The 25,305-nt window shown below is 68.3% G+C and carries 30 protein-coding genes and 1 tRNA gene; 13 read left to right on the forward strand and 18 right to left on the reverse strand.

Going from position 1 to position 25,305, the window contains the following annotated elements; translation table 11 throughout:
- Positions 1–2: 2 nt before the first annotated feature.
- The 7 genes from WC493_RS07045 to WC493_RS07075 all read right to left on the reverse strand — a co-directional run bounded on the left by WC493_RS07045 (position 3) and on the right by WC493_RS07075 (position 4,827).
- Complete coding sequence (locus tag WC493_RS07045; RefSeq protein WP_373063969.1) at positions 3–446, reverse strand: molybdenum cofactor biosynthesis protein MoaE; 444 nt, start codon at positions 444–446, stop codon at positions 3–5.
- 19 nt (positions 447–465) lie between these two features.
- Positions 466–1,146 (reverse strand): dienelactone hydrolase family protein, encoded by a 681-nt coding sequence (locus WC493_RS07050; protein ID WP_373063971.1) that lies wholly within the window; start codon positions 1,144–1,146, stop codon positions 466–468.
- Positions 1,143–1,607, reverse strand: a complete 465-nt coding sequence (locus WC493_RS07055) for a MaoC family dehydratase (RefSeq protein ID WP_373063973.1) — start codon at positions 1,605–1,607, stop codon at positions 1,143–1,145. Before WC493_RS07055 ends, WC493_RS07050 begins: the two co-directional genes overlap by 4 nt.
- Positions 1,604–2,068 (reverse strand): MaoC family dehydratase, encoded by a 465-nt coding sequence (locus tag WC493_RS07060; protein ID WP_373063975.1) that lies wholly within the window; start codon positions 2,066–2,068, stop codon positions 1,604–1,606. Before WC493_RS07060 ends, WC493_RS07055 begins: the two co-directional genes overlap by 4 nt.
- A 328-nt stretch (positions 2,069–2,396) precedes the next feature.
- Positions 2,397–3,497: a redox-regulated ATPase YchF gene (gene ychF, locus WC493_RS07065; RefSeq protein ID WP_373063977.1), complete on the reverse strand. Its 1,101-nt coding sequence runs from the start codon at positions 3,495–3,497 to the stop codon at positions 2,397–2,399.
- A gap of 1 nt (position 3,498) precedes the next feature.
- Positions 3,499–4,116: an aminoacyl-tRNA hydrolase gene (gene pth / locus WC493_RS07070; RefSeq protein WP_373063979.1), complete on the reverse strand. Its 618-nt coding sequence runs from the start codon at positions 4,114–4,116 to the stop codon at positions 3,499–3,501.
- A gap of 66 nt (positions 4,117–4,182) precedes the next feature.
- Entirely contained in the window at positions 4,183–4,827 is a 645-nt protein-coding gene (locus tag WC493_RS07075) for a 50S ribosomal protein L25/general stress protein Ctc (protein WP_373063981.1), read from the reverse strand.
- Between the two features lie 236 nt (positions 4,828–5,063).
- Between WC493_RS07075 and WC493_RS07080 the strand changes: the two genes are divergently transcribed.
- Positions 5,064–6,389 carry an MFS transporter gene (locus tag WC493_RS07080; protein ID WP_373063983.1) on the forward strand — a complete coding sequence of 442 codons (1,326 nt, stop codon included), beginning with the start codon at positions 5,064–5,066 and terminating at the stop codon, positions 6,387–6,389.
- A gap of 96 nt (positions 6,390–6,485) precedes the next feature.
- The gene (locus WC493_RS07085; protein WP_373063985.1) at positions 6,486–8,276 is read left to right on the forward strand and encodes a methyl-accepting chemotaxis protein; all 1,791 of its coding nucleotides are present in this window, start codon (positions 6,486–6,488) and stop codon (positions 8,274–8,276) included.
- A gap of 40 nt (positions 8,277–8,316) precedes the next feature.
- On the opposite strand, the gene WC493_RS07090 is transcribed toward WC493_RS07085, so the two are convergent.
- The 5 genes from WC493_RS07090 to lgt all read right to left on the reverse strand — a co-directional run bounded on the left by WC493_RS07090 (position 8,317) and on the right by lgt (position 13,013).
- Complete coding sequence (locus WC493_RS07090) at positions 8,317–9,252, reverse strand: ribose-phosphate pyrophosphokinase (protein ID WP_373063987.1); 936 nt, start codon at positions 9,250–9,252, stop codon at positions 8,317–8,319.
- A gap of 138 nt (positions 9,253–9,390) precedes the next feature.
- On the reverse strand, positions 9,391–10,272 hold the full coding sequence (locus tag WC493_RS07095; protein WP_373063989.1) for a hypothetical protein: 882 nt from the start codon (positions 10,270–10,272) through the stop codon (positions 9,391–9,393).
- Between the two features lie 70 nt (positions 10,273–10,342).
- Positions 10,343–11,110: a peptidoglycan editing factor PgeF gene (pgeF, locus tag WC493_RS07100; protein ID WP_373063991.1), complete on the reverse strand. Its 768-nt coding sequence runs from the start codon at positions 11,108–11,110 to the stop codon at positions 10,343–10,345.
- Positions 11,107–12,180 (reverse strand): class I SAM-dependent methyltransferase, encoded by a 1,074-nt coding sequence (locus tag WC493_RS07105; RefSeq protein WP_373063993.1) that lies wholly within the window; start codon positions 12,178–12,180, stop codon positions 11,107–11,109. Before WC493_RS07105 ends, pgeF begins: the two co-directional genes overlap by 4 nt.
- Entirely contained in the window at positions 12,177–13,013 is an 837-nt protein-coding gene (gene lgt, locus WC493_RS07110; protein ID WP_373064027.1) for a prolipoprotein diacylglyceryl transferase, read from the reverse strand. Before lgt ends, WC493_RS07105 begins: the two co-directional genes overlap by 4 nt.
- Positions 13,014–13,144: 131 nt before the next feature.
- On the opposite strand from lgt, the gene WC493_RS07115 reads away from it, so the two are divergent.
- From WC493_RS07115 to WC493_RS07130, 4 genes are all read left to right on the forward strand, one after another.
- The gene (locus WC493_RS07115) at positions 13,145–13,399 is read left to right on the forward strand and encodes an accessory factor UbiK family protein (RefSeq protein ID WP_373063995.1); all 255 of its coding nucleotides are present in this window, start codon (positions 13,145–13,147) and stop codon (positions 13,397–13,399) included.
- 8 nt (positions 13,400–13,407) lie between these two features.
- Positions 13,408–14,073 (forward strand): gamma-glutamylcyclotransferase, encoded by a 666-nt coding sequence (locus WC493_RS07120; RefSeq protein ID WP_373063997.1) that lies wholly within the window; start codon positions 13,408–13,410, stop codon positions 14,071–14,073.
- A 282-nt stretch (positions 14,074–14,355) separates the two neighbouring features.
- Positions 14,356–14,985 (forward strand): NAD(P)H-binding protein, encoded by a 630-nt coding sequence (locus WC493_RS07125; protein ID WP_373063999.1) that lies wholly within the window; start codon positions 14,356–14,358, stop codon positions 14,983–14,985.
- Positions 14,986–15,102: 117 nt separating this feature from the next.
- The gene (locus tag WC493_RS07130) at positions 15,103–15,843 is read left to right on the forward strand and encodes an SDR family oxidoreductase (RefSeq protein WP_373064001.1); all 741 of its coding nucleotides are present in this window, start codon (positions 15,103–15,105) and stop codon (positions 15,841–15,843) included.
- A 24-nt stretch (positions 15,844–15,867) separates the two neighbouring features.
- Here the strand turns inward: WC493_RS07130 and WC493_RS07135 are convergent.
- Positions 15,868–15,942, reverse strand: a tRNA-Gln gene (locus tag WC493_RS07135).
- A gap of 354 nt (positions 15,943–16,296) precedes the next feature.
- On the opposite strand from WC493_RS07135, the gene WC493_RS07140 reads away from it, so the two are divergent.
- The 6 genes from WC493_RS07140 (at position 16,297) to WC493_RS07165 (ending at position 19,834) form a co-directional block, all read left to right on the forward strand.
- A complete protein-coding gene (locus tag WC493_RS07140) occupies positions 16,297–16,794 on the forward strand; it encodes a YbjN domain-containing protein (protein ID WP_373064003.1) in 498 nt (165 codons plus the stop codon).
- A gap of 25 nt (positions 16,795–16,819) precedes the next feature.
- On the forward strand, positions 16,820–17,659 hold the full coding sequence (proC, locus tag WC493_RS07145; RefSeq protein ID WP_373064005.1) for a pyrroline-5-carboxylate reductase: 840 nt from the start codon (positions 16,820–16,822) through the stop codon (positions 17,657–17,659).
- 75 nt (positions 17,660–17,734) lie between these two features.
- Positions 17,735–18,364, forward strand: coding sequence for a TetR family transcriptional regulator (locus WC493_RS07150; RefSeq protein ID WP_373064007.1), 630 nt, complete (start codon positions 17,735–17,737; stop codon positions 18,362–18,364).
- A 62-nt stretch (positions 18,365–18,426) separates the two neighbouring features.
- Positions 18,427–18,876 carry a phasin family protein gene (locus WC493_RS07155; RefSeq protein WP_373064009.1) on the forward strand — a complete coding sequence of 150 codons (450 nt, stop codon included), beginning with the start codon at positions 18,427–18,429 and terminating at the stop codon, positions 18,874–18,876.
- Between the two features lie 155 nt (positions 18,877–19,031).
- Complete coding sequence (locus WC493_RS07160) at positions 19,032–19,427, forward strand: phasin family protein (protein WP_373064011.1); 396 nt, start codon at positions 19,032–19,034, stop codon at positions 19,425–19,427.
- Positions 19,428–19,486: 59 nt separating this feature from the next.
- The gene (locus WC493_RS07165; RefSeq protein ID WP_373064013.1) at positions 19,487–19,834 is read left to right on the forward strand and encodes a tRNA-binding protein; all 348 of its coding nucleotides are present in this window, start codon (positions 19,487–19,489) and stop codon (positions 19,832–19,834) included.
- A gap of 13 nt (positions 19,835–19,847) precedes the next feature.
- Here the strand turns inward: WC493_RS07165 and WC493_RS07170 are convergent, their stop codons facing one another.
- The 4 genes from WC493_RS07170 to WC493_RS07185 are packed head-to-tail and all read right to left on the reverse strand — an operon-like array spanning position 19,848 to position 23,194.
- Positions 19,848–20,648, reverse strand: a complete 801-nt coding sequence (locus tag WC493_RS07170; protein ID WP_373064015.1) for a hypothetical protein — start codon at positions 20,646–20,648, stop codon at positions 19,848–19,850.
- Positions 20,645–21,997, reverse strand: coding sequence for an ATP-binding protein (locus WC493_RS07175; RefSeq protein ID WP_373064017.1), 1,353 nt, complete (start codon positions 21,995–21,997; stop codon positions 20,645–20,647). The genes WC493_RS07170 and WC493_RS07175 overlap by 4 nt, the downstream gene beginning before the upstream one ends.
- On the reverse strand, positions 21,985–22,689 hold the full coding sequence (locus WC493_RS07180; protein ID WP_373064019.1) for a response regulator: 705 nt from the start codon (positions 22,687–22,689) through the stop codon (positions 21,985–21,987). The genes WC493_RS07175 and WC493_RS07180 overlap by 13 nt, the downstream gene beginning before the upstream one ends.
- Before the next feature lie 4 nt (positions 22,690–22,693).
- Positions 22,694–23,194 (reverse strand): MarR family winged helix-turn-helix transcriptional regulator, encoded by a 501-nt coding sequence (locus tag WC493_RS07185; RefSeq protein ID WP_373064021.1) that lies wholly within the window; start codon positions 23,192–23,194, stop codon positions 22,694–22,696.
- A 171-nt stretch (positions 23,195–23,365) separates the two neighbouring features.
- Between WC493_RS07185 and WC493_RS07190 the strand changes: the two genes are divergently transcribed.
- Positions 23,366–24,250 (forward strand): branched-chain amino acid aminotransferase, encoded by an 885-nt coding sequence (locus WC493_RS07190; RefSeq protein ID WP_373064023.1) that lies wholly within the window; start codon positions 23,366–23,368, stop codon positions 24,248–24,250.
- Between the two features lie 4 nt (positions 24,251–24,254).
- On the opposite strand, the gene WC493_RS07195 is transcribed toward WC493_RS07190, so the two are convergent.
- Positions 24,255–25,305 (reverse strand): response regulator (locus tag WC493_RS07195; protein WP_373064025.1); only part of this gene is annotated, 1,051 nt, incomplete at its 5' end.

Consider the following 25,305-nt stretch of genomic DNA (forward strand, 5'->3'; position numbering starts at 1 on the left):
GCTCAGCGCCAGCGCGAGGCGGCACTGTCGTCGCTCGGTTTGGCGGCGACCCATTGACTGCCGGCCGCCGTGATCTCGCGCTTCCAGAAGGGCGCGTCGGTCTTCAGCCGGTCGATCAGGAATTGCGTCGCCTCCAGCGCCGCCTGGCGGTGCGGCGAGGCGGCAGCGACCAGCACGATGCGGGCCCCCAGCGGCAATTCGCCGACCCGATGGATGATCAGGCAATCGGCCAGCTCGAAGCGCTTGCGCGCCTCCGCCTCCAGGGCTTCGAGCGCGCGCTCGGTCATGCCCGGATAGTGCTCGAGGGCGATCCCCGTGACGTCCTGCTGGTCGCCGTGGCGCCGGACGAGCCCGACGAAGGAGGCGACGGCGCCCACCCCCGGCCCCTGGTCCAGCCGGGCCAGTTCTGCCCCGACGTCGAAATCTTCACTCTGGACGCGGATCACGGCGGAAGCCTCCCTGCGGCTACTCCAGATGGGCGGCGAGGAAGTCGAGCGTGCGTTCCTTGGCGAGCTTGGCCGCGGCGGCATCGAAATTGGCCCGGCGATCCGAATTGAAGCCATGGTCGGCGTCATAGACGTGGATCGCCACTTCCGGATGCTTTTCCGCCAGGATCTCGATCTTCTCCTGCGGGATTGTGGCATCCTTGGCGCCGAAATGCAGCATGGTCGGGCACTTGGGCGCCGCGTTCATGAAATTCAGGATGGCGGTGCCGTAATAGCCGACGGCGCAGTCGAGCCCGTCCACCTTGGCGGCGGCGAGCCAGGCCACGGCACCGCCGTAGCAATAGCCCACGATGCCGACCTCTTCCTTCTCCTTGCCGCGGCGGAGATGGGCGACACAGGCCGCGACGTCCAGGATGGGGCCGTCCCAGCCCACTTCCTCGCGCAGTTTGCGGCCGCGGGCGACACCCTCGGCGTCATAGGGCAGGTCGACGTTGCGCTCCACCCGGTCGTAGAGCTGAGGCGCCAGCACTTCGTAGCCCTCGGCCGCGAACTGCCCGGCCAGGTCGCGGATGTGGCCGTTCACGCCGAAGATCTCCATGGCGATGACGACGCCGCCGCGCGGCGTATCCTCCGGCATCACATGCCAGGCCTGGAACTTGTGGCCGTCGTCCGCCTCGAGTTCGATCCATTCGCCCGTCATGGCTGCCCCCGCCGCTTGAAGAATACCTTGCCCGTTACGCTGCACACCGTCTCGCCGTTCTGGTTGACGGCGCTGAAGCGCTGGATCACCAGGCCGCGGTCGGGCTTGCTGGCCGACGGCACCACGTCGATCACCTCGATCCAGACCTGCAGCACGTCGCCAGGTCTGACCGGCCGCTGCCAGCGCAGGTCCTCGAAGCCCGGCGAGACGATGAAACCCTTGCCGCCCATCGCGACCGCCCGGCCCGAGACCACTTTCATGATCTTGGCCATCGTATGCCAGCCCGAAGCGATCAGCCCGCCGAACTGCGATTTTTCCGCGGCCACCGGATCGGTGTGGAAATACTGGGGATCATAGGCGCTGGCGAAGCCGATGATCTCTTCCGCCGAGAATTCGACGGTGCCGGCCATCACCTTGGTGCCGGGCACATGGTCTTCCAGCCAGTCGATGCGCCCGCTCATGCGGCACCTTTGGCGTCACGGCAGCCCATCATCACCTTGCTGGTCATGGCGAGGACGACGGCATCGTCCTGGTTCATCAATTCGTGGCGGGCGGAGACGATGCCCATTTCCGGCCGCGAGGACGAGCGCCGGGCGTCCAGCACGCTGACGCGCACACGAAGCCGGTCGCCCGGGCGGACGGGCAGCAGATAGCGCACCTCGTCGACCCCGGGCGAACCCATGGAGGCCGAGCGCAGCATGTAGCCGTCGCACATCAGGCGCATCATCATCGAACAGGAATGCAGGCCGGAAGCGATCAGGCCGCCGAAGGGCGATTCGGCCGCGGCCACGGGATCGATATGGATCGCCTGGGGATCGTATTCGCGGGCGAAGGCGATGATCTCGGCGGCGCTTACGGTGATCTCACCATAGGTCTCGACGCTGCCGACGATGAAGTCCTCGAAATGGAGGATTTCGCTCATGCCCTCGAACCCCTGCCAATGCCCGGCCGGCAATCTAGACGGCCGGGGGGCAGGGATCAAGGATGCGGGTCTTTAGGCCGCATGCGGCGCCAGCCCGATCGAAGAAATCGGGTTGTTCGGGCACTTGCCACAACACTAGTCGTCATGCCCGGGCTCGTCCCGGGCATCCACGTCGGGACGCGCCACAGCTGTCGACGCAAGAGGCGGCTTGGCGGCGTGGATGGCCGGGACGAGCCCGGCCAAGACGAATTCGGGTGGTGAGGATGGAAGCAAGCCCCACTGAAGGCGTGGCTCTTCGGCCGGGACGACGCCTCTCGAGACGAGCCGGTCAGACGTTGAAGCGGAAATGCATGATGTCGCCGTCGGCGACCACGTAGTCCTTGCCCTCGAGCCGGAGCTTGCCGGCGTCCTTGCAGCCCGCCTCGCCCTTGAACTTCACGAAGTCGTCATAGGCCATGGTCTCGGCGCGGATGAAGCCGTGCTCGAAATCGGTATGGATCACGCCGGCGGCGCCGGGGGCCTTGGTGCCCTTCACGATGGTCCAGGCCCGCGTCTCCTTGGGTCCCACGGTGAAATAGGTGATCAGGCCGAGCAGGCCGTAGCCGGCGCGGATCAGGCGCGACAGGCCGGTTTCTTCGAGCCCGAGGTCGGCCAGGAAGGCACTCCGCTCTTCGGCGTCGAGCTGGGCCACTTCGGATTCGATCGCGGCGGAGATCACCACGAAGGCCGCCCCCTCCGCCTTGGCCATGGCGGCGACCATCTCGGAGAAGCGGTTGCCGGTCGCGGCCGAGGCTTCCTCGACGTTGCAGACATAGAGCACGGGCTTGGCCGTGATCAGGTCGAGGGTCTGGAAGATCGCCTTCTCGTCGGCCGCGACAGTGGTGGTGCGCGCCGGCCTGCCCTCGCGCAGCACGGCCAGCGCCCGTTCCATCAGCGCGAGGCGGACCTTGGTCTCCTCGTCGGCACCGCCCTTGGTCTTCTTCTGGAGCGCGGGCACGCGCTTTTCCAGGCTCTCCAGGTCGGCCAGCATCAGCTCGGTCTCGATGATCTCGGCATCGGCGAGGGGATCGACCCGGCCTTCGACATGGGTGATGTCGCCGTCCTCGAAGCAGCGGAGCACGTGGCAGACCGCATCGACCTCGCGGATGTGGGACAGGAACTGGTTGCCCAGCCCTTCACCCTTGGAGGCGCCGCGCACCAGACCGGCGATGTCGACGAAGGTGATCTGGGTCGGGATGATCTGGGCCGAGCCGCCGATCTTGGCGATCGTGTCGAGCCGGGGATCCGGCACCGGCACCTGGCCGACGTTCGGCTCGATCGTGCAGAAGGGATAATTGGCGGCGGCCGCGGCGGCGGTTTCCGTCAGGGCGTTGAACAGGGTCGACTTGCCGACGTTGGGCAGGCCGACGATGCCGCATTTGAAACCCATCTCACACTCCCGAAGATTTGGCCGGCGGTTGTTTGGCCGGCTTCGGCGGCGCCGTCAACAGCGCCACACGGTTCTGGAACCCGGCCTCGTCGCCCGCCGCCAGCAGCGGCGCGGCATCGGCCACGGCGTCGAGCAGGGGCTCGAGCCAGGCCTGGTCGGCCTTGGAAAAATCGCCGAGGACATGGCGCGTCACCGCCGCCTTGTCGCCCGGGTGCCCGATGCCGAGACGGACCCGGCGGAAATTGGCGCCCATATGGGCGTCGATCGAGCGCAGCCCATTGTGGCCGGCGTGGCCGCCCCCGGTCTTGGCCTTGAGGCGCCCGGCCACGATGTCGAGCTCGTCGTGGAAGACGACGATCGACTCCGGCCCGATCTTGTAGAAACGCGCGGCCTCGCCCACGGCACGGCCGCTCTCGTTCATGTAGGTGAGGGGCTTCAGCAACAGGACCTTGTCGCCGCCGGGGGCGAATTTGCCTTCCGCCGCCTCGCCCTGGAAGGCGCGCTTCCACGGGCCGAAAGTGTAGCGGCGGTGGATGGCGTCCAGCGCCATGAAGCCGATGTTGTGGCGATTGCCGGCATATTGGCTGCCGGGATTGCCGAGTCCGACCAAGAGAAGCATCAGAGATCGGCCCTCGATAGGGTGGGCGGCCCGCCGACGAGGGCGTGGCGGGCCGCCGCGACCGGATTACTTCTTGGCCGGGGCCTTCTTCTCGGGGGCCTTGGCCGGGGCAGCGGCAGGAGCCGCTTCGGCCGGGGCGTCCGAGCCGCTCGGCGGCGCGATGGTGACCACGGTGAAGTTGCGGTTGCCGATCGTCGGGACCACGCCGGCCGGCAGGGTGACGGCCGAGATATGGACCGAGTCGCCGATGTCGAGGCCGGCGAGCGAGACGGTGATCTGCTCAGGCACCGCGTCGGCGGGGGCCTTCAGCTCGATCTCGTGGCGCACGATGTTCAGCACGCCGCCGCGCTTGATGCCCGGCGAAGCGAGCTGGTCGACGCAGACCACCGGCACTTCGACGATGATCAGGCCGTCCTTGGCGATGCGCATGAAGTCGACATGCAGCGGACGATCGGTGACCGGGTGGAACTGCACGTCGCGCGGCAGCACGCGCTCGGTGCGGTCGCCGATGGTCAGGTCGTAGACGGTCGACAGGAACTTGCCCTTCGACAGTTCGCGGTCCAGCACCTTGTCGCCGATGGTGACGACTTCGGCGGCTTCTTTGTTGCCATAGATCACGGCAGGAACTCGACCTTCGCGGCGGGCAGCCCGGGCGGACCCCTTACCGGCCCGGTCGCGCGCTTCGACGGCGAGCGAAACAATCTGAGTCATTGGTATCTCCAATGGAAAAACGCCCGCCTCCAGGGGTGCGGGCGCCGATGAACGCGGGTGTGTATCGCAAAAGCGGGAAAATGGCAATTCCGAATGCCGGTCACCGGGGCTTTCGCCCTGATCAGCCCTGTTCCCGCTGCAAGGCACCGATGATTCCGTAAGGATGGCATCTGCCGGCCTCATATGAGATTGCGTATGCCCTTCGCGATACGAAAGAAAATTAGATCGAGACGGTCATGTCCCCTGCTTCCCCCGCTGCCGGCCGGCACCATCGCCTGACCCGGCGCGACGCCCGCACCCTGGCCCTCGCCTCGCTCGGCGGCGCGCTCGAATTCTATGATTTCATCATCTATGTCTTCTTCACGGTGGCGATCGGGCATGTCTTCTTCCCGGCCGACATGCCGGACTGGCTCCAGCAGGTGCAGGCCTTCGGCATTTTCGCCGCCGGCTATCTGGCCCGCCCGCTGGGCGGCGTGGTGATGGCGCATTTCGGCGACCTGTTCGGGCGGAAGCGCGTCTTCACCTTCTCGGTCTTCCTGATGGCGGTGCCGACCCTGATCATCGGCCTGATCCCGACCTATCAGTCGATCGGCTATGCCGCCCCGCTGCTGCTGCTCCTGATGCGCGCGCTTCAGGGGGCTGCGATCGGGGGCGAGGCACCGGGCGCCTGGGTCTTCGTCGCGGAACATGTGCCGGCGCGCCATGTCGGCCTCGCCTGCGGCTTGCTCACCGGCGGGCTCACGGGCGGCATCCTGCTCGGCTCTTTGATGGCGACGGGCATCAATGTCGCCTTCACGCCCGAGGAAGTGGGCGCCTTCGCCTGGCGCATTCCCTTCGTGGTGGGGGGCATCTTCGGCCTGATCGCCATGTATCTGCGCCGCTTCCTGGAGGAGACCCCGGTCTTCGAGGAAATGCGCAAGGCGGCCGCCGTCTCGGCCGAGATGCCGCTGAAGGCGGTCATCAAGCGCCACGGCCGCGGCGTTGTGGTCTCCATGCTGGCGACCTGGATGCTGACCGCCGGCATCGTCGTGCTGATCCTGATGACGCCGTCGCTGATGCAGAAGCTGCACAAGATTTCCCCGGCCGAGACGCTGGCGGCCAATGTCGCGGCGACGCTCACCCTGACCGTCTCGGTGATCGCGGTCGGCGCCCTGGTCGATCGTTTCGGCCCGCGGCGGGTGACGGCGCTGGGCGGCGTCCTGCTGATCGCGGCCGCCTATGCCCTCTATCTGGTGCCGGCGGCGGATCCCAGCCTGCTCCTGCCGGTCTATGCGCTGGTCGGTTTCGCGGTCGGTGTCATCGGCGTGGTGCCCGTCGTCATGGTCCAGGCCTTCCCGCCGGCCGTGCGCTTCTCGGGGCTCTCCTTCTCCTACAATGTCGCCTATGCGATCTCGGGCGGCTTGACGCCGTTGGTCGTGTCGCTGCTGGTCGCTGTCGATCCGCTGTCGCCCGCCCATTACGTGGCAGCGGTCACGGTGGTCGGCATCCTGGCCGTGCTGGTCGGCGCCCGCCGCCCGGTAGCCCATGGCCGGCGATCGGTCGTACAACCTGCGCGGCCTTAACCGTCGATTAAATCCCTCCAATTCATAAAGGACGAATTGGGGGGATGCCGGGGGCACGGCGTCCGGGGCACTTCCGATTCTGCTGGAGGTGTGTTGATGCGACGCTATTCCGATCTGCCGGTCTGGCTGAAGATCGTCTTTCCGGCGCTGTGCATGATGCTGGTCGCGGTCGGCGCCACCGGCCTGATGATCCGCAGCCTCGACAATGCCGATGCGGGCTATGTCCGCATCATCGACCACTACGAGGGGGCGGCCGCAGACGCGCTGCGCGTCACATTGGTGACCGAGCGTCTGCCGGCGCTGACCTATCGCCTGATCGCCGAGACCGAAGACGCCGCGATGGCGTCGATCAAGGGTGACCTCGACGCCCTCCCGGCCGACTTCGGCCGCCAATTGGAGGGCATCCTGGCAGCCTTGCCCGGAGAAGGCTTGGAAGGCGGCGTCGCAAAGATCCGGCAGAGTTTCGAGGCCGCCTTCGGTGTCGCCGTCAAGCAGGTGGCCCCTCATGCGCTGGCCAACGACAATGTCGAGGCGACGCGCATCATGAGCCGTGATTTCACGCCCCGCATCGCCGATCTGCGGGCGGCGACGGCCGATTTCCAGAAGACGATGGACGAACTGATCTCGAACGGCGTAGCGGAACAGAAGCGGCTGATCGCCGAATCCAACCGCAACACGTTGATCGGCGTCGCCGTCGGCATCCTCGCCGTGCTGGCTTTCAGCATCTGGAACGCCATGGCGGGGCTCATCCGGCCGTTGGGCGGGTTGGTCGCGGTCATGGGCCGGATCGTCGAGAAAGATTGGGCCGTCACCATTCCCTGCCTCGGCCAGAAGGATGAGATCGGCCGGGTCGCCGAAGCCGTCAGCGTGTTCAGGGAACGCGGCATCGAAACCGACCGCCTGACCGCCGAAGCCGAGGAAAACCGGCGCCGCGAGCAGGCGGTCCAGTCCGAGCGCGAGGAGGCCGAACGACGTGCGTCCGAGGCGGAAAAGCGCCGCATGGCCGATGACCTCGCCCGTGCCGAGGCCGAACGCGCCCGTGCCCAAGCGATCGCCGCCGCGGTCGCCAGTTTCGAGGGGCGCATGGGGACGGTGGTCAGCGGCCTGAGCGGGGCGGCGGACCATCTCAAGGGCAATGCCCTCCAGTTGTCCGATCTCTCCGGCCGTACCACCGACCAGGTGATGGCGGTCTCCAGCGCCTCGCAACAGGCTTCGGGCAATGTTCAGACGGTCGCCGCAGCGACCGACGAACTGGCCGCGACCTCCAAGGAGATCGGCCGCCAAGCCCAGCATTCGGCCGAAATGTCGGCCAGGGCTGTCGATCTGGTCGGCCAGTCGACCGTGAATGTCCGCGGGCTCGAGCAGGCGGCCGAACAGATCGGCTCGGTCGCGCAACTGATCGAGGAGATCGCCGGTCAGACCAACTTGCTGGCCCTGAACGCCACCATCGAGGCGGCGCGGGCAGGTGAGGCGGGCAAGGGTTTCGCCGTCGTCGCATCGGAAGTGAAGAGCCTCGCCTCCGAGACCGCCAAGGCGACCGAGCAGATCGCCCGCCAGATCCAGGGCATCCAACAGGCGACCCGCAACACGGTGACGGCGATCGACGACATCGGCACCACGATCCAGGCCATGGCCCAGGTCACCACCACGATCGCCTCTGCGATCGAGGAACAGATTTCGGCGACGGCGGAAATCGCCCGCAGCATCGAACATGCGGCGCGCGGCACCGAGACGGTCTCGGCCGGCATCGGCGAGGTCAATCGTGCCGCCGACGACACCAGGACGGCTTCCGGTGCCGTGCTGACCGCGGCCAACGACCTCGGGCAGCAGGCGGAGAGCCTGCGTGCCAGTGTCGGCGAATTCATCGGCCAGGTGAAGGCGGCCTGAGGCGAGGTATTCCCGGCGCGGAGCGCCGGGTCGGCGGCGGTCAGTCGAACAGGCTGGAGACCGAAGTCTCGTCGCTGATCCGGCGCATCGCTTCGGCGATCAGAGGGGCGATCGAGACGCGGCGGATGTTACGGCACAGGCGCACCGCCTCGGTCGCCAAGATCGAGTCCGAGATGACCAGGGATTCGAGCTGCGAGGCCGAGACGCGGGCGACCGCACCGCCCGACAGCACGCCGTGGCTGACATAGGCGGCGACGCTGACCGCGCCCTTGGCCTTCAGCGCGGCGGCGGCATTGCAGAGCGTGCCGGCCGAATCGACGATGTCGTCGACCAGGATGCAGCGCCGGCCGCCGACGTCACCGATGATGTTCATGACTTCCGATTCGCCGGCCCGTTCGCGCCGCTTGTCGACGATCGCGAGATCGGCGTCGATTCGCTTGGCGATGGCGCGGGCGCGCACCACGCCGCCGACGTCGGGCGACACCACCATGAGCCGCTCGCCCGCCGGATATTGTTCCTTGATGTCCTGCACGAACACCGGGGCGGCGAACAGATTGTCGGTCGGGATGTCGAAGAAGCCCTGGATCTGGCCGGCGTGCAGGTCGAGGGTGAGGACGCGGTTGGCGCCCGCCGTGGTGATCAGATTGGCCACCAGCTTGGCCGAGATCGGGGTGCGCGGGCCGGGCTTCCGGTCCTGCCGGGCATAGCCGAAATAGGGAATCACGGCCGTGATCCGCTTGGCCGAGGCGCGGCGCAGCGCATCGATGCAGACCAGCAGTTCCATCAGGTTGTCGTTGGTCGGATAGGACGTCGACTGGATCACGAAGACGTCCTGCCCGCGGACGTTCTCCTGGATCTCGACGAAGACTTCCTGGTCCGAGAAGCGCCGCACGCTGGCCTTGGTCAGCGGGAGGTTCAGATAGGCGGCGATCGCCTCCGCCAGCGGTCGGTTGCTGTTGCCGGCCAGCACCTTCATGCGCGCACCTGTCTGCTATCGTCTGGGGGACGGGGCAACCGGTCGGGGACCTGTCGCATCCGCGAAATGCGCGGGCTTTTTATCAAGCCGTCATCAGCCTGTAAACGCACGGACCGCATTTACGGCCGCATGTGTGGATTAGCGGCCACGCAGGGCTTGTACCAATTGGAGCACGCCGTCGGCGCCGCCCTGCGCCGCGGCACCCGCGATCGGGCCCCAACTATGGTCCAGACTGCCCACGGGGACATCGTTTTCCTGGGCGATGGTGGCGATCAGCTCGCCCTTGACGTTGCTCACGCTCCAGGTCAGCACGACATGCTGACGCCTTGCGTCGATCGGCGTCACCGCGACCTTGCCGGCCACGCTCAGGCTGTCCGCCGCCGGCTTGTCCACGACCTTGAGGCCGGCGACGGCGAGGGCGCGGCTGATCGCACTGCGCAGTGCCTTGTTGCCGTCGCCGGGCGCACCGGTCACCGGGGCGACCACGATGGTCGGATTGGCAGCGAGATGCGGCGCTTCCGGGGCGGGGGCCGGCGCGGTACCGCCCAGCACGGCGCCCGCGATCCGCGCCGCCAGGGCTTCGAGGGCGGCACCGTCGATGGTGGCGGCGGGCTGGCCCAGCGGCACCCGCCATTTCCCGGCTGCCATGCCATCCGGCCGGGCCAGTTCGGCCACCACGGTCTCACCCTCGACCCGAGTCGCCAGGATGTAGCTCTGGCTCGCGGCGTTGCGCATGGTCGCCAGAACGTCGGCGGCGACGAGTTGCTTCACCAGGGCGGCGGCCAGGTGAAAGGCCCGGCCGTCGTCCTTGGCGGAGAGATCCTGGGTCGGTGGCACCAGCACGGGCAGGCCGGGCAGAATTGTGTCGTCCTGGCCCTGTGAGGGCGGCGGCAGGAGGGATTGCGCCGGCCGGTCGCGGCGGCCGAACAGGCGGCCGAGCCGGCTCTGTCCCGTGCTGGAGCAGCCGGCGAGTGCCGCCGAGAGCCCCAGGAGGGCGAAGTCGCGCCTAGAGAAGGACACAGCTTGCCAGCATGCCGAGGATCAGAAAGCCGGCGAACATCAGGATATGGGGCATGTCCCTTGTCTCCCCTCAGTCGAGGGCGATGGTCGCCAGTTCGCGGCCGTAATCGGCGAGGCCCGCCAGGGTGGTGCGCCGGAACGAGAAGAAATCGCCGTCGCCCGCCGCCGTGTCCAGCCCCAGCACCTCGACCGAGCCGAGGCCGAGGCGGCCGAGTCTGTCCGCCACATAGCCGGCGAGGTCGAAATGGGGCCGGGCCGCCGGTTCGGCGCGGGTGAAGAAGCGCGCCGCCGCGGGGCCGTCCGCCTCCAGGAAACGGGCCTCGAATTCGGGGCCGACCTCGTAGGAGGCTTGGCCGATGCAGGGGCCGACGGCCGTGCGGATGTCGTCCGGCCGCGCCCCCAGCGCCACCATGGCGGCGACCGTCGCCTCGGCCACGCCGGAAAGGGCACCCTTCCAGCCGGCATGGGCGGCGCCGACGACGCCGGCCTTCGGATCGGCGAAGAGGATCGGCGCGCAGTCGGCGGTGAGCACGCCCAGGGTCACGCCGCGCCGGGCCGTCACCATGGCGTCGGCCTGTTCGCCGCTACCGGGGGCCCAGGGGGCGTCAACCGTGACGACGCGGGTACTGTGGATTTGATGCAGGGTGACCAGGGGACGGCCGCCCATGGTCTCCGCCACCCGGTCCCGGTTCTCGACCACCGCCTCCCTCGAGTCGCTCGAACCCAGGCCGCAATTGAGCGAGGAATAGATCCCTTCCGATACCCCGCCGCGGCGCCCGAAGAAGCCGTGGCGGACGCCGTCCAGGCCGATTGCGCGGTGAAAGGGGGGAGGGGTCATGGGGCGGCCTCGAAGGCGGGCGGAAGCGGGACACCGGGGGCGCAGAGCGCCAGCGCCTTGAACAGGCTGCCCATCTGGTCGTCCGCGGTCAACCGGCGAAGGGCGGCCTCGATCGACGGCGCCGCGGCCGGGTTGGCGGCGGCGAGCCGGGCCGCCCGCTGCCCGATGCCGAGGCGGGCCAGCAATTCGCCCTGGCCGATCGGGCCATAGGCCCTGGCGCCTGCGGCGGTCGCGGCAGCGGCGAGATGGGCGAAGTTGACATGGGCGGTCAGATCCGCCTCGCCGAGCGTGGTCAGCACGTCGGCATAGGCATGGCGGGCGACCGCTTGCAGGGTGTCGCTGAAGCCCCGGTGCGCGGCGCCATAGTCGATCGCCAGCGCAGCCCCACCCTGGGCCGCCAGCCGGGCGCCCAGCTCGGACGCCACCGCCACGCCCGCGGGGGACCATTCCAGGACGTCGCCCGGTGTCGGCGGCACATGGGCGGGCAGGCCGGCCGCCGGTTCGGGCGCCAGGCCGAAGATCAGGGCACCCGCATCGTCGAGCCCGACCATGCGCTCGTGGAAACCGCGCCCGGTCCAGACGAATTGGCGGATCGGCAGGGCGTCGAAGAATTCGTTGGCGACCAGCAGGAGCGGGGCGTCGTCCGGCAGGCCGGCGAGCCTGTCATGATGGCGGACCGGCGCCTTCACCGTCGCCGCCTGGATCGCGCGCAGCCTCTCGCTGGTCTCGACCAGATGGACAGGGCCTGCGAGCGGAAAGCCCGGCACCTTGGCCAGCGCCCGCAAGGCATCGGCCATCAGCGTGCCGCGTCCCGGACCCAGCTCGGCCAGCACGACCCGCGCCGGCCGGCCGATCGAATCCCAGACCGCGGCGAGCCAGAGGCCGACCAACTCGCCGAACATCTGGCTGATCTCCGGTGCGGTGACGAAATCGCCGGCCGCCCCGAAGGGCTCCCGCGTCATGTAATAGCCGTGAGCGTGATGGGCCAGCGCCTCTTCCATCACGATCGAGACGGGCAGGGGCCCGGCGAGGGCGATCCTCTCGGCCAGGCTGCGGCCGAGTGGGGTCATGCCGGCTTGCCGGCCTCGGCCGGGAGGCTGCGGTCGGGGGCGGGGCGGCGCTTCGCCGTCGCCATCAGCCAGACACCGATGGCCGCCATCGGGATCGACAGGATCTGCCCCATGGTGACGCCGAAGGCGAGATAGCCGATCTGCACGTCCGGCTCGCGGAAGAATTCGCAGCCGATCCGCGCGCTCGAATAGAAGAACAGGAAGGCGCCGGTCATCATCCCCATGTAACGCCTCACCCCCCGCGCGTTCAGCACCATGAGGATGGTGAACAGCGCGATCCCCTCGAAGAAGGCTTCGTAGAGCTGGCTCGGGTGGCGGGGCAGCATGAATTTGTCGCCCGGGAAGACCATGGCCCAGGAAACGTCGGTGGCGCGGCCCCAGAGCTCGCCGTTCACGAAATTGGCGATCCGGCCGAAGAACAGGCCGATCGGTACCACTGCGGCGACCACGTCGCCGAGGGCGAGCAGCGGGATGCCGCGGTTCCGCGCGAAGAGGACGATCGCGGTGACCACGCCGAGCAGCCCGCCATGGAACGACATGCCGCCCTTCCAGACCTCGAGGGCCGTCAGCGGTTCCTGAAGGTAACTGTCGAAATTGTAGAACAGGATATAGCCGATGCGGCCACCCAGGATGATGCCGAAGGTGAGCCAGACGATGAGGTCGTCGACCTCGACCGGCAGCACCGGCGTCTTCGGCTTGTTGGCCAAGCGCATGGCGAGCCGCCAGCCGAACACGATGCCGGCCACATAGGCCAGCGCATACCAGCGGATGGCGACGGGCCCGATCTGCAGGGCGACGGGATCGAAGGCGGGAAAGGCGATCTCGGCAAGCATCACGGGCGGGGCTCCTGCTCGGGGTCGGCCTTGGAGGGCGACGAGGCGGTTTGTCAACTCCGCCCGCCGGCATGTCAAGCTGCGACGCCGGCACGATTGCATCCGCGCGCCCGCCGGGGCAGACTGCGCCCATGCAGACCGACAACCGTTTTCTCGACGATCTGGCACGCCTCGCGACGGGTGCCGTGGGTGCCCTTCAGGGCGTGAAGCAGGAAGCCGATGGCGTCGTCCGCCAGTTGGTCGAACGCTTCGTGGCCGACATGCATCTCGTCCCGCGCGAGGAGTTCGAGGCCGTGAAGGCCATGGCCGCCAAGGCACGGGCCGAGAACGAGGCCCTGGCCGAACGGCTGGCGGCGCTCGAGGCGAAACTCTCCACCACCGCCTGAGGCCGGACTTGAGCCTGCGTCGCGAGGATCTGGCGGCGGAGGGCTTCGAGGTCCTGCTGCAGCAGCTCGTACCCGCGGGCACGCTCGACTTTCTGAGCGCCGAGGCGCGGGAAGCCTCGCTCCAGGCCGCATTGGCGGGGGCGCCCGCGGGCGACATCTGGCTGTTCGGCTACGGCTCACTGATGTGGAGCCCGGCGATCCATCACGAAGGGCACCGCATCGCCCTGCTGCGCGGCTGGCACCGCCGTTTCTGCCTATGGACGCCGCTCGGCCGGGGCACGCCGGAACAGCCCGGCCTGGTCCTCGGGCTGGAGCGGGGCGGGGCCTGCCGCGGCCTCGCCTTCCGGATCGACCGTAACCGGGCCGAGACCGAGCTTCGCCTGGTCTGGCGGCGCGAGATGCTGACCGCCGCCTATGTGCCGCGCTGGGTCACACTGGAAACCCCGGGGGGCGCGCTCAGGGCCATCACCTTCGTGATCAATCGATCCGGTGCGCGCTATACCGGCCGCCTGGACGAGACGGTGACGGCTGCTGCCATCGCGGGTGCTGCGGGCCATCTTGGCACGTGTCGCGATTATCTCCGACTCGCGGTCGAAACGTTGCAGTCCCACGGGATCGAGGACCGGCGTATGGCTCGTCTCAACGAATTGGTGGCTCGACTTAACGCTACCTGACAGAAACGCACGAATTGTTCCGATGTAGCGTTGGGAAGCCCGGGGGCGGGTCGAATTTTCACTCAATTCCACCGTTTCGGCGCAACCCAGCTTGTGATTCTTAACCTTTAACGCCTAGTCTGGCCTCGTAGGTCGATGACCCTCATTCGCTGGCCGATGGTCCGGTAACAGCACGTCGACCTACCGTTTCGACTAGGACATCATCCACTCATGAACTGGCCCGCCGAGCCGGCAATCTCGGCGGGCCTTCTTTCGGGCATGGTTGATGGACGGGTGGGAACGATGAAACTGCTGCTGCTCGGCGCGACCGGTGCCGTCGGTACTGCGGTCCTGGACAAGGTTCTGGCCGACCCGCGCTTCGACGCGGTGACCGCGCCGACGCGGCGAACGTTGCCGGCCCACCCCAAGCTGACCAATCCCGTGCTCGACTTCGCCGCGCTGGACGGCGGCGATCCGCTCTGGCGGGCGGACGCGGTGATCTCCGCCCTCGGCACCACGCAGAAGATCGCGGGCAGCCGGGCCGCCTTTCGCGCCGTCGACCACGATCTCGTGCTGGCGACCGCCGGCTTCGCCCGCAAGGCCGGGGCAGGCGCGCTCGCCGTCGTCTCCTCCGTCGGGGCGTCGAGCCGCTCGCCCTCCTTCTACCTGAAAACCAAGGGCGAGATGGAGGAGGGGCTGCAAAGCCTCGGCTACCCGTCGCTCACCATCGTGCGGCCTTCCATGATCGACGTGCGTCGCCCGCCACCGCGTGCAGGCGAGGCGTGGGGCCTGCTCGCCTTCGACCTCCTGCGCCCCGTCCTGCCGCGCCGGCTGCGCTCGGTCACCCCGGCCCGGATCGCCGATGCCCTGATCGGTGCCGTCGTGGCGGCACCCGACGGGGCAAGGGTGATCGAGTCCGAGGCGATTCCCTGATCCGGATATTATTCGCTTTTACCTAATAGTTCGCTCGGATCGTCAAGCCTTATCCTCGGCGCTAAAAGGTCCATCTTCTCGTCATGCGGGCCGGGCCCGCCGTGAAGGAGTAAGGACATGAGCACGAGCAATGAGAAGGTCGCGATCGTCACCGGCGCCTCGCGCGGCATCGGTGCCGCCGTCGCGCGGCGCTTGGCGGCCGATGGTTTCGCCGTCGTGGTGAATTACGCCGGCAGCCGTGACGCGGCCGAGGCAGTGGCGGCAGAGATCGCCGCGGCCGGCGGCAAGGCGATCGCGGTCCAGGGCGACGTCGCCGATGCGGCCGCGGTGCACAACCTGTTCGACCGGGCCGATGCGGCATTCGGCGGGATCGACGTGCTGGTCAACAATGCCGGCACCATGCAGCTCGCCCCTCTGGCCGAGGCGAGCGACGCCCAGTTCGACACCCAGATCGGCATCAACCTGCGCGGCACCTTCAACACGCTGCGCGAAGCGGCGAAGCGGCTCCGCAACGGTGGCCGCATCGTCAATTTCTCGACCAGCGTGGTCGGCCTGAAATTCGAAAACTACGGCCTCTATGCCGCGACCAAGGCGGCGGTCGAAACCCTGACCGCGATCCTGGCCAAGGAACTGCGCGGCAAGAACATCACGGTGAACGCCGTCGCCCCCGGCCCGACCGCGACCGACCTCTTCCTCACCGGCAAGAGCGAGGAAATGATCCAGCGCCTGGCCAAGATGAACCCCCTGGAACGGCTCGGCACACCCGACGATATCGCCGCCGTGGTGGCCTTCCTGGCCGGTCCTGACGGCGCCTGGATCAACGGCCAGGTGCTGCGCGCCAACGGCGGCATGGTCTGAGGCGGGGAAGGGCCGGGGTGCGGCTGGCTGGGGCGGGAGGATTCGAACCTCCGAATGGCGGTACCAAAAACCGCTGCCTTACCACTTGGCGACGCCCCAGCAGGGCCGGGCGGGGCCCGGCTGCGAGTGCCGGAACATATGGATTCGGCGGCCGATCCGCAAGCCGCTCGGTGACCGCCGCGGCTCCGGTTCGGTCACGAAAGTTTCGCACCATGGTAAGTTCCCGGCCTTGAAGCGAATCGATTGCGCTGTCACCGTTTACCCATGGTGGATGCGACAGCCATTGCCCACGAAATCTGCTCCCGATCCTCTGCGGCGGCACGGTGGGCATGGTTTTCGCTGCAGCGACGGTTCCCGCCCCGGCGGCCGGTCGCATCCCGTCACTCCCGCATCCTGGTCACCCACGCGAACGGACGCCTTCGGTCCGTTCGCCCAGCCTGAGGAGTCAAGGTCATGGCCACGCTTTATGTCGAGCGCGAAACCGCCTCCCTCGATCCGATCGACGTGATCGAGCAGATCGTGGCCGCCAACGAATGGCCCTTCGACCGCGCGGGTGACGGCGAGCTTTCGGTCGCGGTGAACGGGAGCTGGTGCGACTATCACTTCGGCTTTTCCTGGCGCGAGCCGGAACGGGCGCTGCAGCTCACCCTCGCCTTCGACATGCGGGTGCCGCCGGCCCGCCGGACCGAGATCTATGCCCTGCTCGGCCTGATCAACGAACAGCTCTGGCTCGGCCATTTCGACCTCTGGTCGGAAGACGGCGCCATCCTGTTCCGCCACGCCAGCCTGATCGGCGAGAATGTCTCGGTCGGCGTCTGCGAAGAGCTGATCGATATCGCCGTTTCCACCTGCGAGCGCTTCTACCCGGCCTTCCAATTCGTTCTCTGGGGCGGTAAGAGCGCGCAGGAGGCTCTGGCGGCATCCTTGATCGATACCGTCGGCGAAGCCTGAGACGAAGTTTTCGAGAGGCTTTGGAATGACGGTTGCGTCGACAGCGCCCGCGCTGGCGCTGGAACGGCCGCTGCTGCTGGTCGGTTGCGGCAAGATGGGGGGCGCGATGCTGGAGGGCTGGCTGGCCCGCGGCCTCGCACCTTCGAAGGTGGTGGTGGTCGAGCCGGCGGGGGCGCCTGCGCTCGTCGCCCGCGGCGTCACCGTCGTTGCCGAACTGGCCGCGGTGCCGCGCGATCTCGACCCTCGCGCGGTGGTCGTCGCCGTCAAGCCCCAGACCATGGACAAGGTGCTGCCGGCACTGAGCCCCCTGGTCGGGCCGGGCTGCCTCGTGCTCTCGATCGCGGCGGGCAAGCGCGTCGCCTTGTTCGAAGGCGCTTTCGGTCCGGGCGTTCCCGTGGTGCGGGCGATGCCCAATACGCCGGCGGCGGTCGGTCGCGGCATGACCGTGCTGGTTGCCGGCGCTGCCGCCGGTCCGGCCGAGCGGGCCCTGGCGGAAACCCTCTGCGCCGCCGTCGGAGCGACCGGCTGGGTCGAGGCGGAAGACCTGATCGACGTCGTCACCGCGCTCTCGGGCGGCGGACCGGCCTATGTCTTCCTGCTGATCGAAGTTCTGGCCAAGGCGGGTGCCCGCCTCGGGCTCGATCCCGATCTCGCCATGCGCCTCGCCCGCGAGACGGTGACCGGCTCGGGCGAGCTGGCCCGCCTGTCGCCCGAGCCGGCGGATCAGTTGCGCCGCAACGTGACCAGCCCGGCCGGCACCACGGAACGGGCGTTGAACGTCCTGATGGCCGGCGACGGATTGCAACCACTGTTCGATAAGGCGATTGCCGCCGCCACCGCCCGGTCGCGCGAGCTGGCCGGGTGAACCCCCGGCGAATGTCCACTGGCGCTTTGCACCATTCCGTTTCATCCTGCAAAAAAATGAGGCGGTGAGGGCAGAATGGCGCCGCGGGCGCGAAAGACAGCCGGGCAGGGCGACATCGAGACGGCCGTGGTCGACGCTGCGCTGGCAGCCGCGGCCGAGCGCCCGTGGCAGCAGGTCACCTTGGCGGAGATCGCGGCCGCGGCCGGCGTTTCCCTGGCATCTCTCTATCCGAAGCTGGGTTCCAAGGCGGCGATCCTCGACGCCTTCGCCCGCCGGATCGACCGCGCCGTGCTGACCGGCGACGATCCCGAGCTTCTGCGCGAACCGCCGCGCGATCGGCTGTTCGACGTCCTGATGCGCCGCTTCGAGGCGCTCGCCCCCTTTCGTCCCGCCCTCCGCTCGATCGCGGCGGCGCAGCGGCGCGATCCCCTCTCGGCCGTGGCCCAGGTCCCGGCCTTCGCCCAATCGATGCGCTGGATGGTCGAGGCGGCGGGGCTGGACGGCACGGGCCTGCTCGGCCGCATCCGAAGCCGGGGCGCCGCTCTGGTCTTTCTCGCCGTCCTGCCGACCTTTCTCGCCGACGAGAGCGAGGACTTGGCCAAGACCATGGCCGCCCTCGACCGCCAGCTCGCCCGGGGCGACCGGCTGATGCGCCGGCTGCCCGGTTTTCTGCGCCGGGGCGGCGGCGCAATCGACCTGTCTTGAGGCATGTTTATAGTGTTTTCGGCGCCCTGCGAATCAGGGCACACCCTTCAGGAGAACCGCCGATGAGCGACGAAAAGGAAAAGGCTTCCCCCAATCTTCTCGGTCTCGATGTCGGCAAGATCCTGAACAGTTTCCGGCTGCCCACGGTCGACGTCGGCCAGCTGATCGAAACCAACCGCAAGAACATGGACGCCCTGATTGCGGCTCAGCGCTCGGTCACCGACGGTTACACCAGCATGGCCAAGCGCCAGCTCGAGATCTTCCAGAACACGATGGAAATGGCGCAGTCCGCGATCAAGGCCCGGCGCGATGCGAAGAAGGGCGGCGAGGAACTGGCCGGCGGCCCGGCCCCGGCCGAGATCGTGAAGATGGCCGTCAACATGGCCGTGCAGAACATGAAGGATCTTGCCGAAGCCGCCTCCAAGGCGAACGGCGAGGCGCTTTCGATCATCAACGAGCGCATGAAAGAGACCCTGGCCGAACTGAAGTCTCTGCGCGGATCGAAAGAGTAGGTGTTATATTGTGCGCCGCCGTTAGCCCTTTGCGGCGGCGCACAAGAAAACAGGCATCACCGGTACCTCCCCCCCCATCGCATCAGCGGTGCCATCCGAGGAAAGGATTCGCTATGGCCTCCGACAAGCCTGAATTTCCATTTTTCAATTTCGACGTGAAGAAGTTCGTGGGCGACCTGAAGGTCCCGAACGTGGACCTCGACTCGATCGTCTCCTCGTCGCGGAAGAACATCGAGGCGCTGACCCAGGCCAACAAGATCGCCTTCGAGGGGTTCCAGGCCGTCGCCAAGCGCCAGGTCGAGATCATGCGCGAGACCATGACGGAAGCCGCCAGCGTGCTGCGCGGCATGATGTCGGGGGGCTCGGGTGATGCCAAGGTGGCGCCGGAAGTCCTGAAGAAGGCCTTCGAGGCGGCCCTGGCCAACATGCGTGAACTGGCCGAGATGACCTCCAAGGCCAATTCCGAAGCCTTCGACGTGATCCAGAAGCGCGTCGCGGACTCGATCGAGGAACTGAAGTCCCTGACCGCCAAGGCCAAGGGCGAGAAGTAAGCTGTCGGACGGACGGCGGGATCACCGCCGTCCGCTTCGGCGGCCGTGAGGCGTGAGTGATGAGCGACAGCAGTGGCGCGACGATCGACGATTTCCTGAAGCTCGACATCAGGGTCGGCACCGTCGTGGCGGCGGAAGTCTTTCCCGAAGCACGCAAGCCCGCCTACAAGCTGACCGTCGATTTCGGCGCTGCCATCGGGCTTCGCCGCTCGTCGGCCCAAGTGACCGTCCATTATCGGCCCGAGGATCTGGTCGGCCGCCAGGTGCTCGGCGTGGTCAATTTCCCGCCCCGGCGGATCGGCCCCTTCGTGTCCGAAGTCCTGGTATTGGGCCTGCCCGACGCGGCCGGCGAGGTCGTGCTGATCGCGCCCGAATGCGCGGTGCCGAACGGCGGCCGCCTCTACTGATCCACCTTGTCCGTCAGCGCGCACTGCCCGGGGTGAGGGCCGGGGCCGCAGGTTCCTCCGCCTCTGGCGGCGGTGGCGGCGTGCCGTTCAGGCGCGCCGTGGCGGCGGCCACCGCGTCTTCGCCGCCCGCTGCTAAGACGAAACCGGCGCCCAGGGTGACGCCGGCGACGGTGACGCCGGCATGGACGGCGCCCCGTTCCAGGATGCGGCGGCGCAGGTTGCCGTCGGCATCTTCGATCATGCAGCCCATGCGGTCGAAACTCAGCGCCTGCGGCCCGGCGGGCGAAGGGGCCGACGGACGGGGCGGAATGATCAGGCGCCTGCAGCGACCGTTTTCCGGCGGGCCATCATTGAACGACAGGCTATAGGCGGCGCTGGCGCCGAGCACGGCGGCATTGCCGGAGAACCGCGCGTTCAGGGCCTTCCGCCGGTCGTCCGGGACCGGGAAGTCGAAAGCGACCGCGGCCGGCCGGCGCGCCACGCCTTCCGCATCCAACGCCTCGGTCCAGAAGGTCAGCGACGCATCGCCGCCCTCCCCCGGGACGGAGAGACGGGCGGCGCAGGCGGTGGCGGGCATGACCTTGCCCTCGACGATCGCCGAGGTCGGCGCGCAGTTGGTCCGCCAGGCAGGGCCCTGCACCTGTTCCTGCTCGGCCGGTGCCTCTGCCGGCTGCGCCTCGGGGGATGCGGTTTCGGTCTGATCCCCGTCTGCCGGTGGTTCCTCCGCGGCCGGCTCGGGGGCGAGGTCGCGCGCCCGAGCCTCCGGCATGGCCGCCAGGGCGAAAACCAGGGCGAGGACGAGCAACCGGCTCATACCGGCAGGCGCAGGCGGGCACGCAGGCCGCCGATCCGGCTGGTTTCCAGGAAGATGTCGCCGCCGTGGCTGCGCGCCACGTCACGCGCGATGGCGAGGCCGAGGCCGACGCCGCCATCGAGCGGACTGCGCGCCTCGTCCAGGCGGACGAAGGGACGGAAGGCGTCTTCGCGCTGCTTTTCGGGAATCCCCGGGCCGTCGTCCTCGACGCTGATCTCGATCCAGCGGGTCGAGGCGGCCAGGGTGATGATCACATGGCGTGCGTGGCGCTGGGCATTGTCGACCAGGTTGACCAGGCAGCGCTTCACCGCTTGGCGGCGGAGCGTGACGATCAGCGGGGCCGATTCCGCGATCTCGACCGGGGTCTGGCGCTGGCCCGCGTTGGCGTCCTCGGCGATTTCGGCGATCAGCGCCGCGATGTCGAATTCGCTCGGCTGCTCGCCTTCCTGGCCGCGGGCGAAGGCCAGGAATTCCTCGATCATGCGTTCCAATTCGGCGACGTCCTGGGCCAGTTCGGCCTGGTCGTCCCCGCCGGGCATCATGGCGAGGCGGAGCTTCATGCGGGTGATCGGCGTGCGCAGATCGTGGCTGATGCCGGCCAGCATCTCGGTGCGCTGGCGGAGATGGCGCTCGATCCGCTGGCGCATGGCGATGAAGGCGGCCGCGGCCCGCCGCACCTCGCGTGCGCCGGAGGGTTTGAAGTCGTCCGCCCGCTGGCCCTTGCCGAAGGCTTCGGCCGCCTCGGTCAGGCGCACGATCGGGCGCACCTGATTGCGCAGGAACAGGATCGCCACCGTGAGCAGCAGGACCGAGAGGCCGACCATCCAGAAAAACAGCAGCTCGTTGGTCGAGGTGGTGATCCGCCGCAAGGGCACCGTGACCTGGAGCACGCCGCCGCCGAGATCGAAGGCCATGTTCACCTGGTCGGGGACCGACATGGCGTCGATCACCACGGGCAGACCGACCACCCGGGTGAGTTCGGTGCGCAGCACCCGTTCCAGGATCGGGTACTGGACCTCGCCCGGTGCCGGCAATCTGGCGCCGGGCCGGTAGTCGACCGTCAGTTCCATGGTCTGGCGTGCCAGACGGAAGATCGCCGTATTGTCCGCGTCGGGCTTCAGGTCCAGCTCCGCGACGACATAGGCGATATCGCCCGCGACCAGATAGCAGATCCGCCGGGTCACCAGTTCCCAGTGCCGGTCGATGAAGATGAAGGACAGGATCGACTGCGACAGCAGCACGGGCGCCACGATGATGATCAGGGCGCGGCCGAACAGGCTCTTCGGCAGCAGGCGCTTGATCGCCACCCCGAGCCGGTCGAAAGGATTGGCGAAGCTCAGTTCAGCCATAGGACATAACCCTTGCCGCGCACGGTCTGCAGGTGGTGCGGGGCCTTGGGATCGTCCTCGATCTTGCGGCGCAGCCGGGTGACCTGGACATCGATCGTGCGCTCCTGGGCCTGGCCTGTCGCGACCGCCAGCTCTTCGCGGCTGATCGGCTCGCCCGGGCGTTCCGCCAGGAGGCGCATCAAGGTGAGTTCGCCCGAAGTCAGGCGCACGGATTCGGAACCGCGCTGGAGTTCGCCGCGCTTGAGGTCGAGGCGCCAAGCGCCCAGGCGGATCACGTCCCCGTCCTCTTCACGGGCGGGCGGCGGCGCGGTGCGGCGGCGCAGGATGGTCTTGATGCGCAGGACCAGTTCGCGCGGCTCGAACGGCTTGGGCAGATAGTCGTCGGCCCCCGCCTCGAGCCCGGCGACGCGATCGTCCGGCTCGCCCCGTGCCGTCAGCAGCAGCACGGGCACGTCCGAACCGGCACGCAGCCGGCGGGTCAGGGCGATGCCGTCCTCGCCCGGCATCATCACGTCGAGGATGACGAGGTCGAAGGCCAGCATGTCGATCTGCCGGCTGGCCTCGGCGGCATCGCCCGCGGTCGAGACGCGGAAACCCTGGTCGCCCAGGAATTTGGCGAGCAAGGCGCGCAGCCGGGCGTCGTCATCGACGATCAGCAGATGGGCGGGCGGGGCGCTGGCGGCATCGGCCATCGGCTCAGTCCCGGTCGACGGCGGCCAGGATCGAGTCGCGGTCGGTCTCGTTGATCAGGCCGATCAGAACCTTGCGGAAGCCCGCCACCGCTTCGGCCCCGGCCTCGCGATAGGCGCGGGTGACGCGGGCGCGCTGCAGGCCGGACAGTTGGCGTTCCAGTTCGACCCCTTTCTCGGTCAGGGAGAGCAGGCGCTGGCGGCGGTCGCGCGTGCCCTGGACCTGGGCCACCAGGCCCTCCTCGATCAACTGGGACAATACGCGCGACAGGCTCTGCTTGGTGATGCCGAGAATGCCGAGCAATTCGTTCACGGTGACGCCAGGCCGGCGGCCGACGAAATGGATCACCCTATGATGCGCCCGGCCCATGCCGTGGCGCGCCAGGACGGCGTCGGCGTCCGAGGTGAAGTCGCGATAGGCGAAGAACAGAAGCTCGATCCCCTGGCGGATTTCCTCGTCGCGCAGGAACAGAGGATTGGGGCGTGCGGCGGGCGGCAGGCTGTTCATCGCGTACAGCGTCCTTGGCTGGCAGCATCCACGGGCGGGACGGCTCGTCATCCTGCCTCGCTCGGGCGATTCCGCAAGATGCTGCGTCATTATGTCAGTATCGTTGACGTATTAATAGGGCGGGGATGGCACTAGGCTCGGCCGATCAAAAATACGGGGCAGGAACGCGAAATGGCAGGCGCACCCTTCGACGATCGCGACGGTTTCATCTGGTACGACGGCGCCCTGGTGCCCTGGCGCGATGCCAAGGTCCATGTCCTCACCCACGCGCTGCATTATGCGAGCTGCGTCTTCGAGGGCGAACGGGTCTATGGCGGCCTGGTCTTCAAGCTTCGGGAACATTCCCAGCGCCTGGCCGATTCGGCCAATATCCTGGGCTTCGAGCTGCCGGTCTCGGTCGACGAGGTCGAAGACGCGACCCGCGCCGTGGTCGAGGCGAACGGCATCGTCGACGGTTACGTCCGCCCGCTGGCCTGGCGCGGCTCGGAGATGATGGGCGTCGCGGCCCAGGGCTCGAAGATCCATGTCGCCATCGCCTGCTGGCTGTGGCCGTCCTATTTCTCGCCCGAGGCCAAGCTGAAGGGGCTGCGCCTCGCCATTTCGGACTGGCGCCGCCCGGCGCCGGATACCGCGCCGACGGCGTCCAAGGCGGCCGGCCTCTACATGATCTGCACGCTCTCCAAACACAAGGCGGAGGCGGCAGGTTACGACGACGCCCTGATGTTCGATTATCGCGGCCAGGTCGCCGAGGCGACCGGGGCCAACATCTTCTTCGTCAAGGACGGCAAGCTGCACACGCCGAAGCCGGACTGCTTCCTGGACGGCATTACCCGGCGCACCGTGATCGACCTCGCCCGGATGCATGGCATCGAGGTCGTCGAACGGGCGATCCAGCCCGCCGAGATGGAGGGGTTCGAGCAGGCCTTCCTGACCGGGACGGCGGCCGAAGTCACCCCGCTGCGCGAGATCGGGCCCTATAACTTCGAGGTCGGCACGGTGACCAAGACCCTGATGGAGACCTACGAGAACCTGGTACGCGGGCGCCTGCGCGACTGACCGCTCAGGCCGCCGTCGCGCCCTCCAGGACGGCCAGCGCCTGGTCGAAGCGCAAGCCTTCGACCGCCGCCTTCATGGTATGGAAGTCGTGCGCCGTCAGGCGCGCCTCGAGCCCCGGCGACAGGCGCTGAAAGGCCGCGAGCGCAGCGAAATCCCGCTTCGCCAGCATGGCCGCCAGCGCGTCCAGGTCGCTGGCCTCGATGGTCGTGGTGGCGGCGCGCGTGCCCTCGCCGGTCGAGAGGGCAGCCGTGCTCGCCCGGCGCAATTCGGCCAGGGCGCGCGCCAGGGTGGTCAGCCCTTCGACGATCAGGGCCGCGCCGGCATCGGCGCTGAGACGTTTCTCGAGGTCGCCCGCCAGGCGCGCCACGGTCAGCGCACCGATCAGCCCGGCACTGCCACGCAGCTTGTGCAGCCGGGCCGCCAGCGTCCGCCCCGCCAAATGGTCGACGGGGGGCGTCACCGTCTCGAGGTCGGCGAATTCGCCGAGGATCCGACGCAACACGGAAAGGAACAGGGGGGTGTCCCGGTTGAGGCGGACGCCGGCATCGACGGCATCGATGCCGTCGATCCCTTCGACCAGCGACCACGGCAGGGTCTCGGGCCGAGGTACCGCCGGTGCGGCCCGGTGGGCCGGGGCATCGCCCCGGGCGGCGTCGGCGAGGCGCCGGATGCGCCCGATCAGCATGGTCGGGTCGAAGGGCTTCAGGATGAAGTCGTTCATGCCGGCGTCCAGCGCCTTCTGGCGCTCGGTTCCCAGGACATCGGCCGAGAGCGCGATCACAGGAAGGTTGGTCAGCCCCAGGTCGCGGCGGATCCGGCGGGTCAGTTCGATGCCGTCGATGCCGGGCATCTGCACGTCGGTCAGCACGACGTCGAAACCATCGGGCGCCCGGCGCAGTGCTTCGAGGGCGGCGACGCCGTCGGCGCAGCTCTCGATCTCGGCACCCCGGTGTTTCAGCAGGTGGCTCGCGATCTCCCGGTTGACGTCGGCGTCGTCGACCACCAACACGCGGATGCCGTCCAGCCTGACCGCGCTGGCGGCCGGGGTTTCGTTG

It is taken from the genome of Zavarzinia sp. (genome assembly GCF_041650655.1).
Classification (GTDB): domain Bacteria; phylum Pseudomonadota; class Alphaproteobacteria; order Zavarziniales; family Zavarziniaceae; genus Zavarzinia.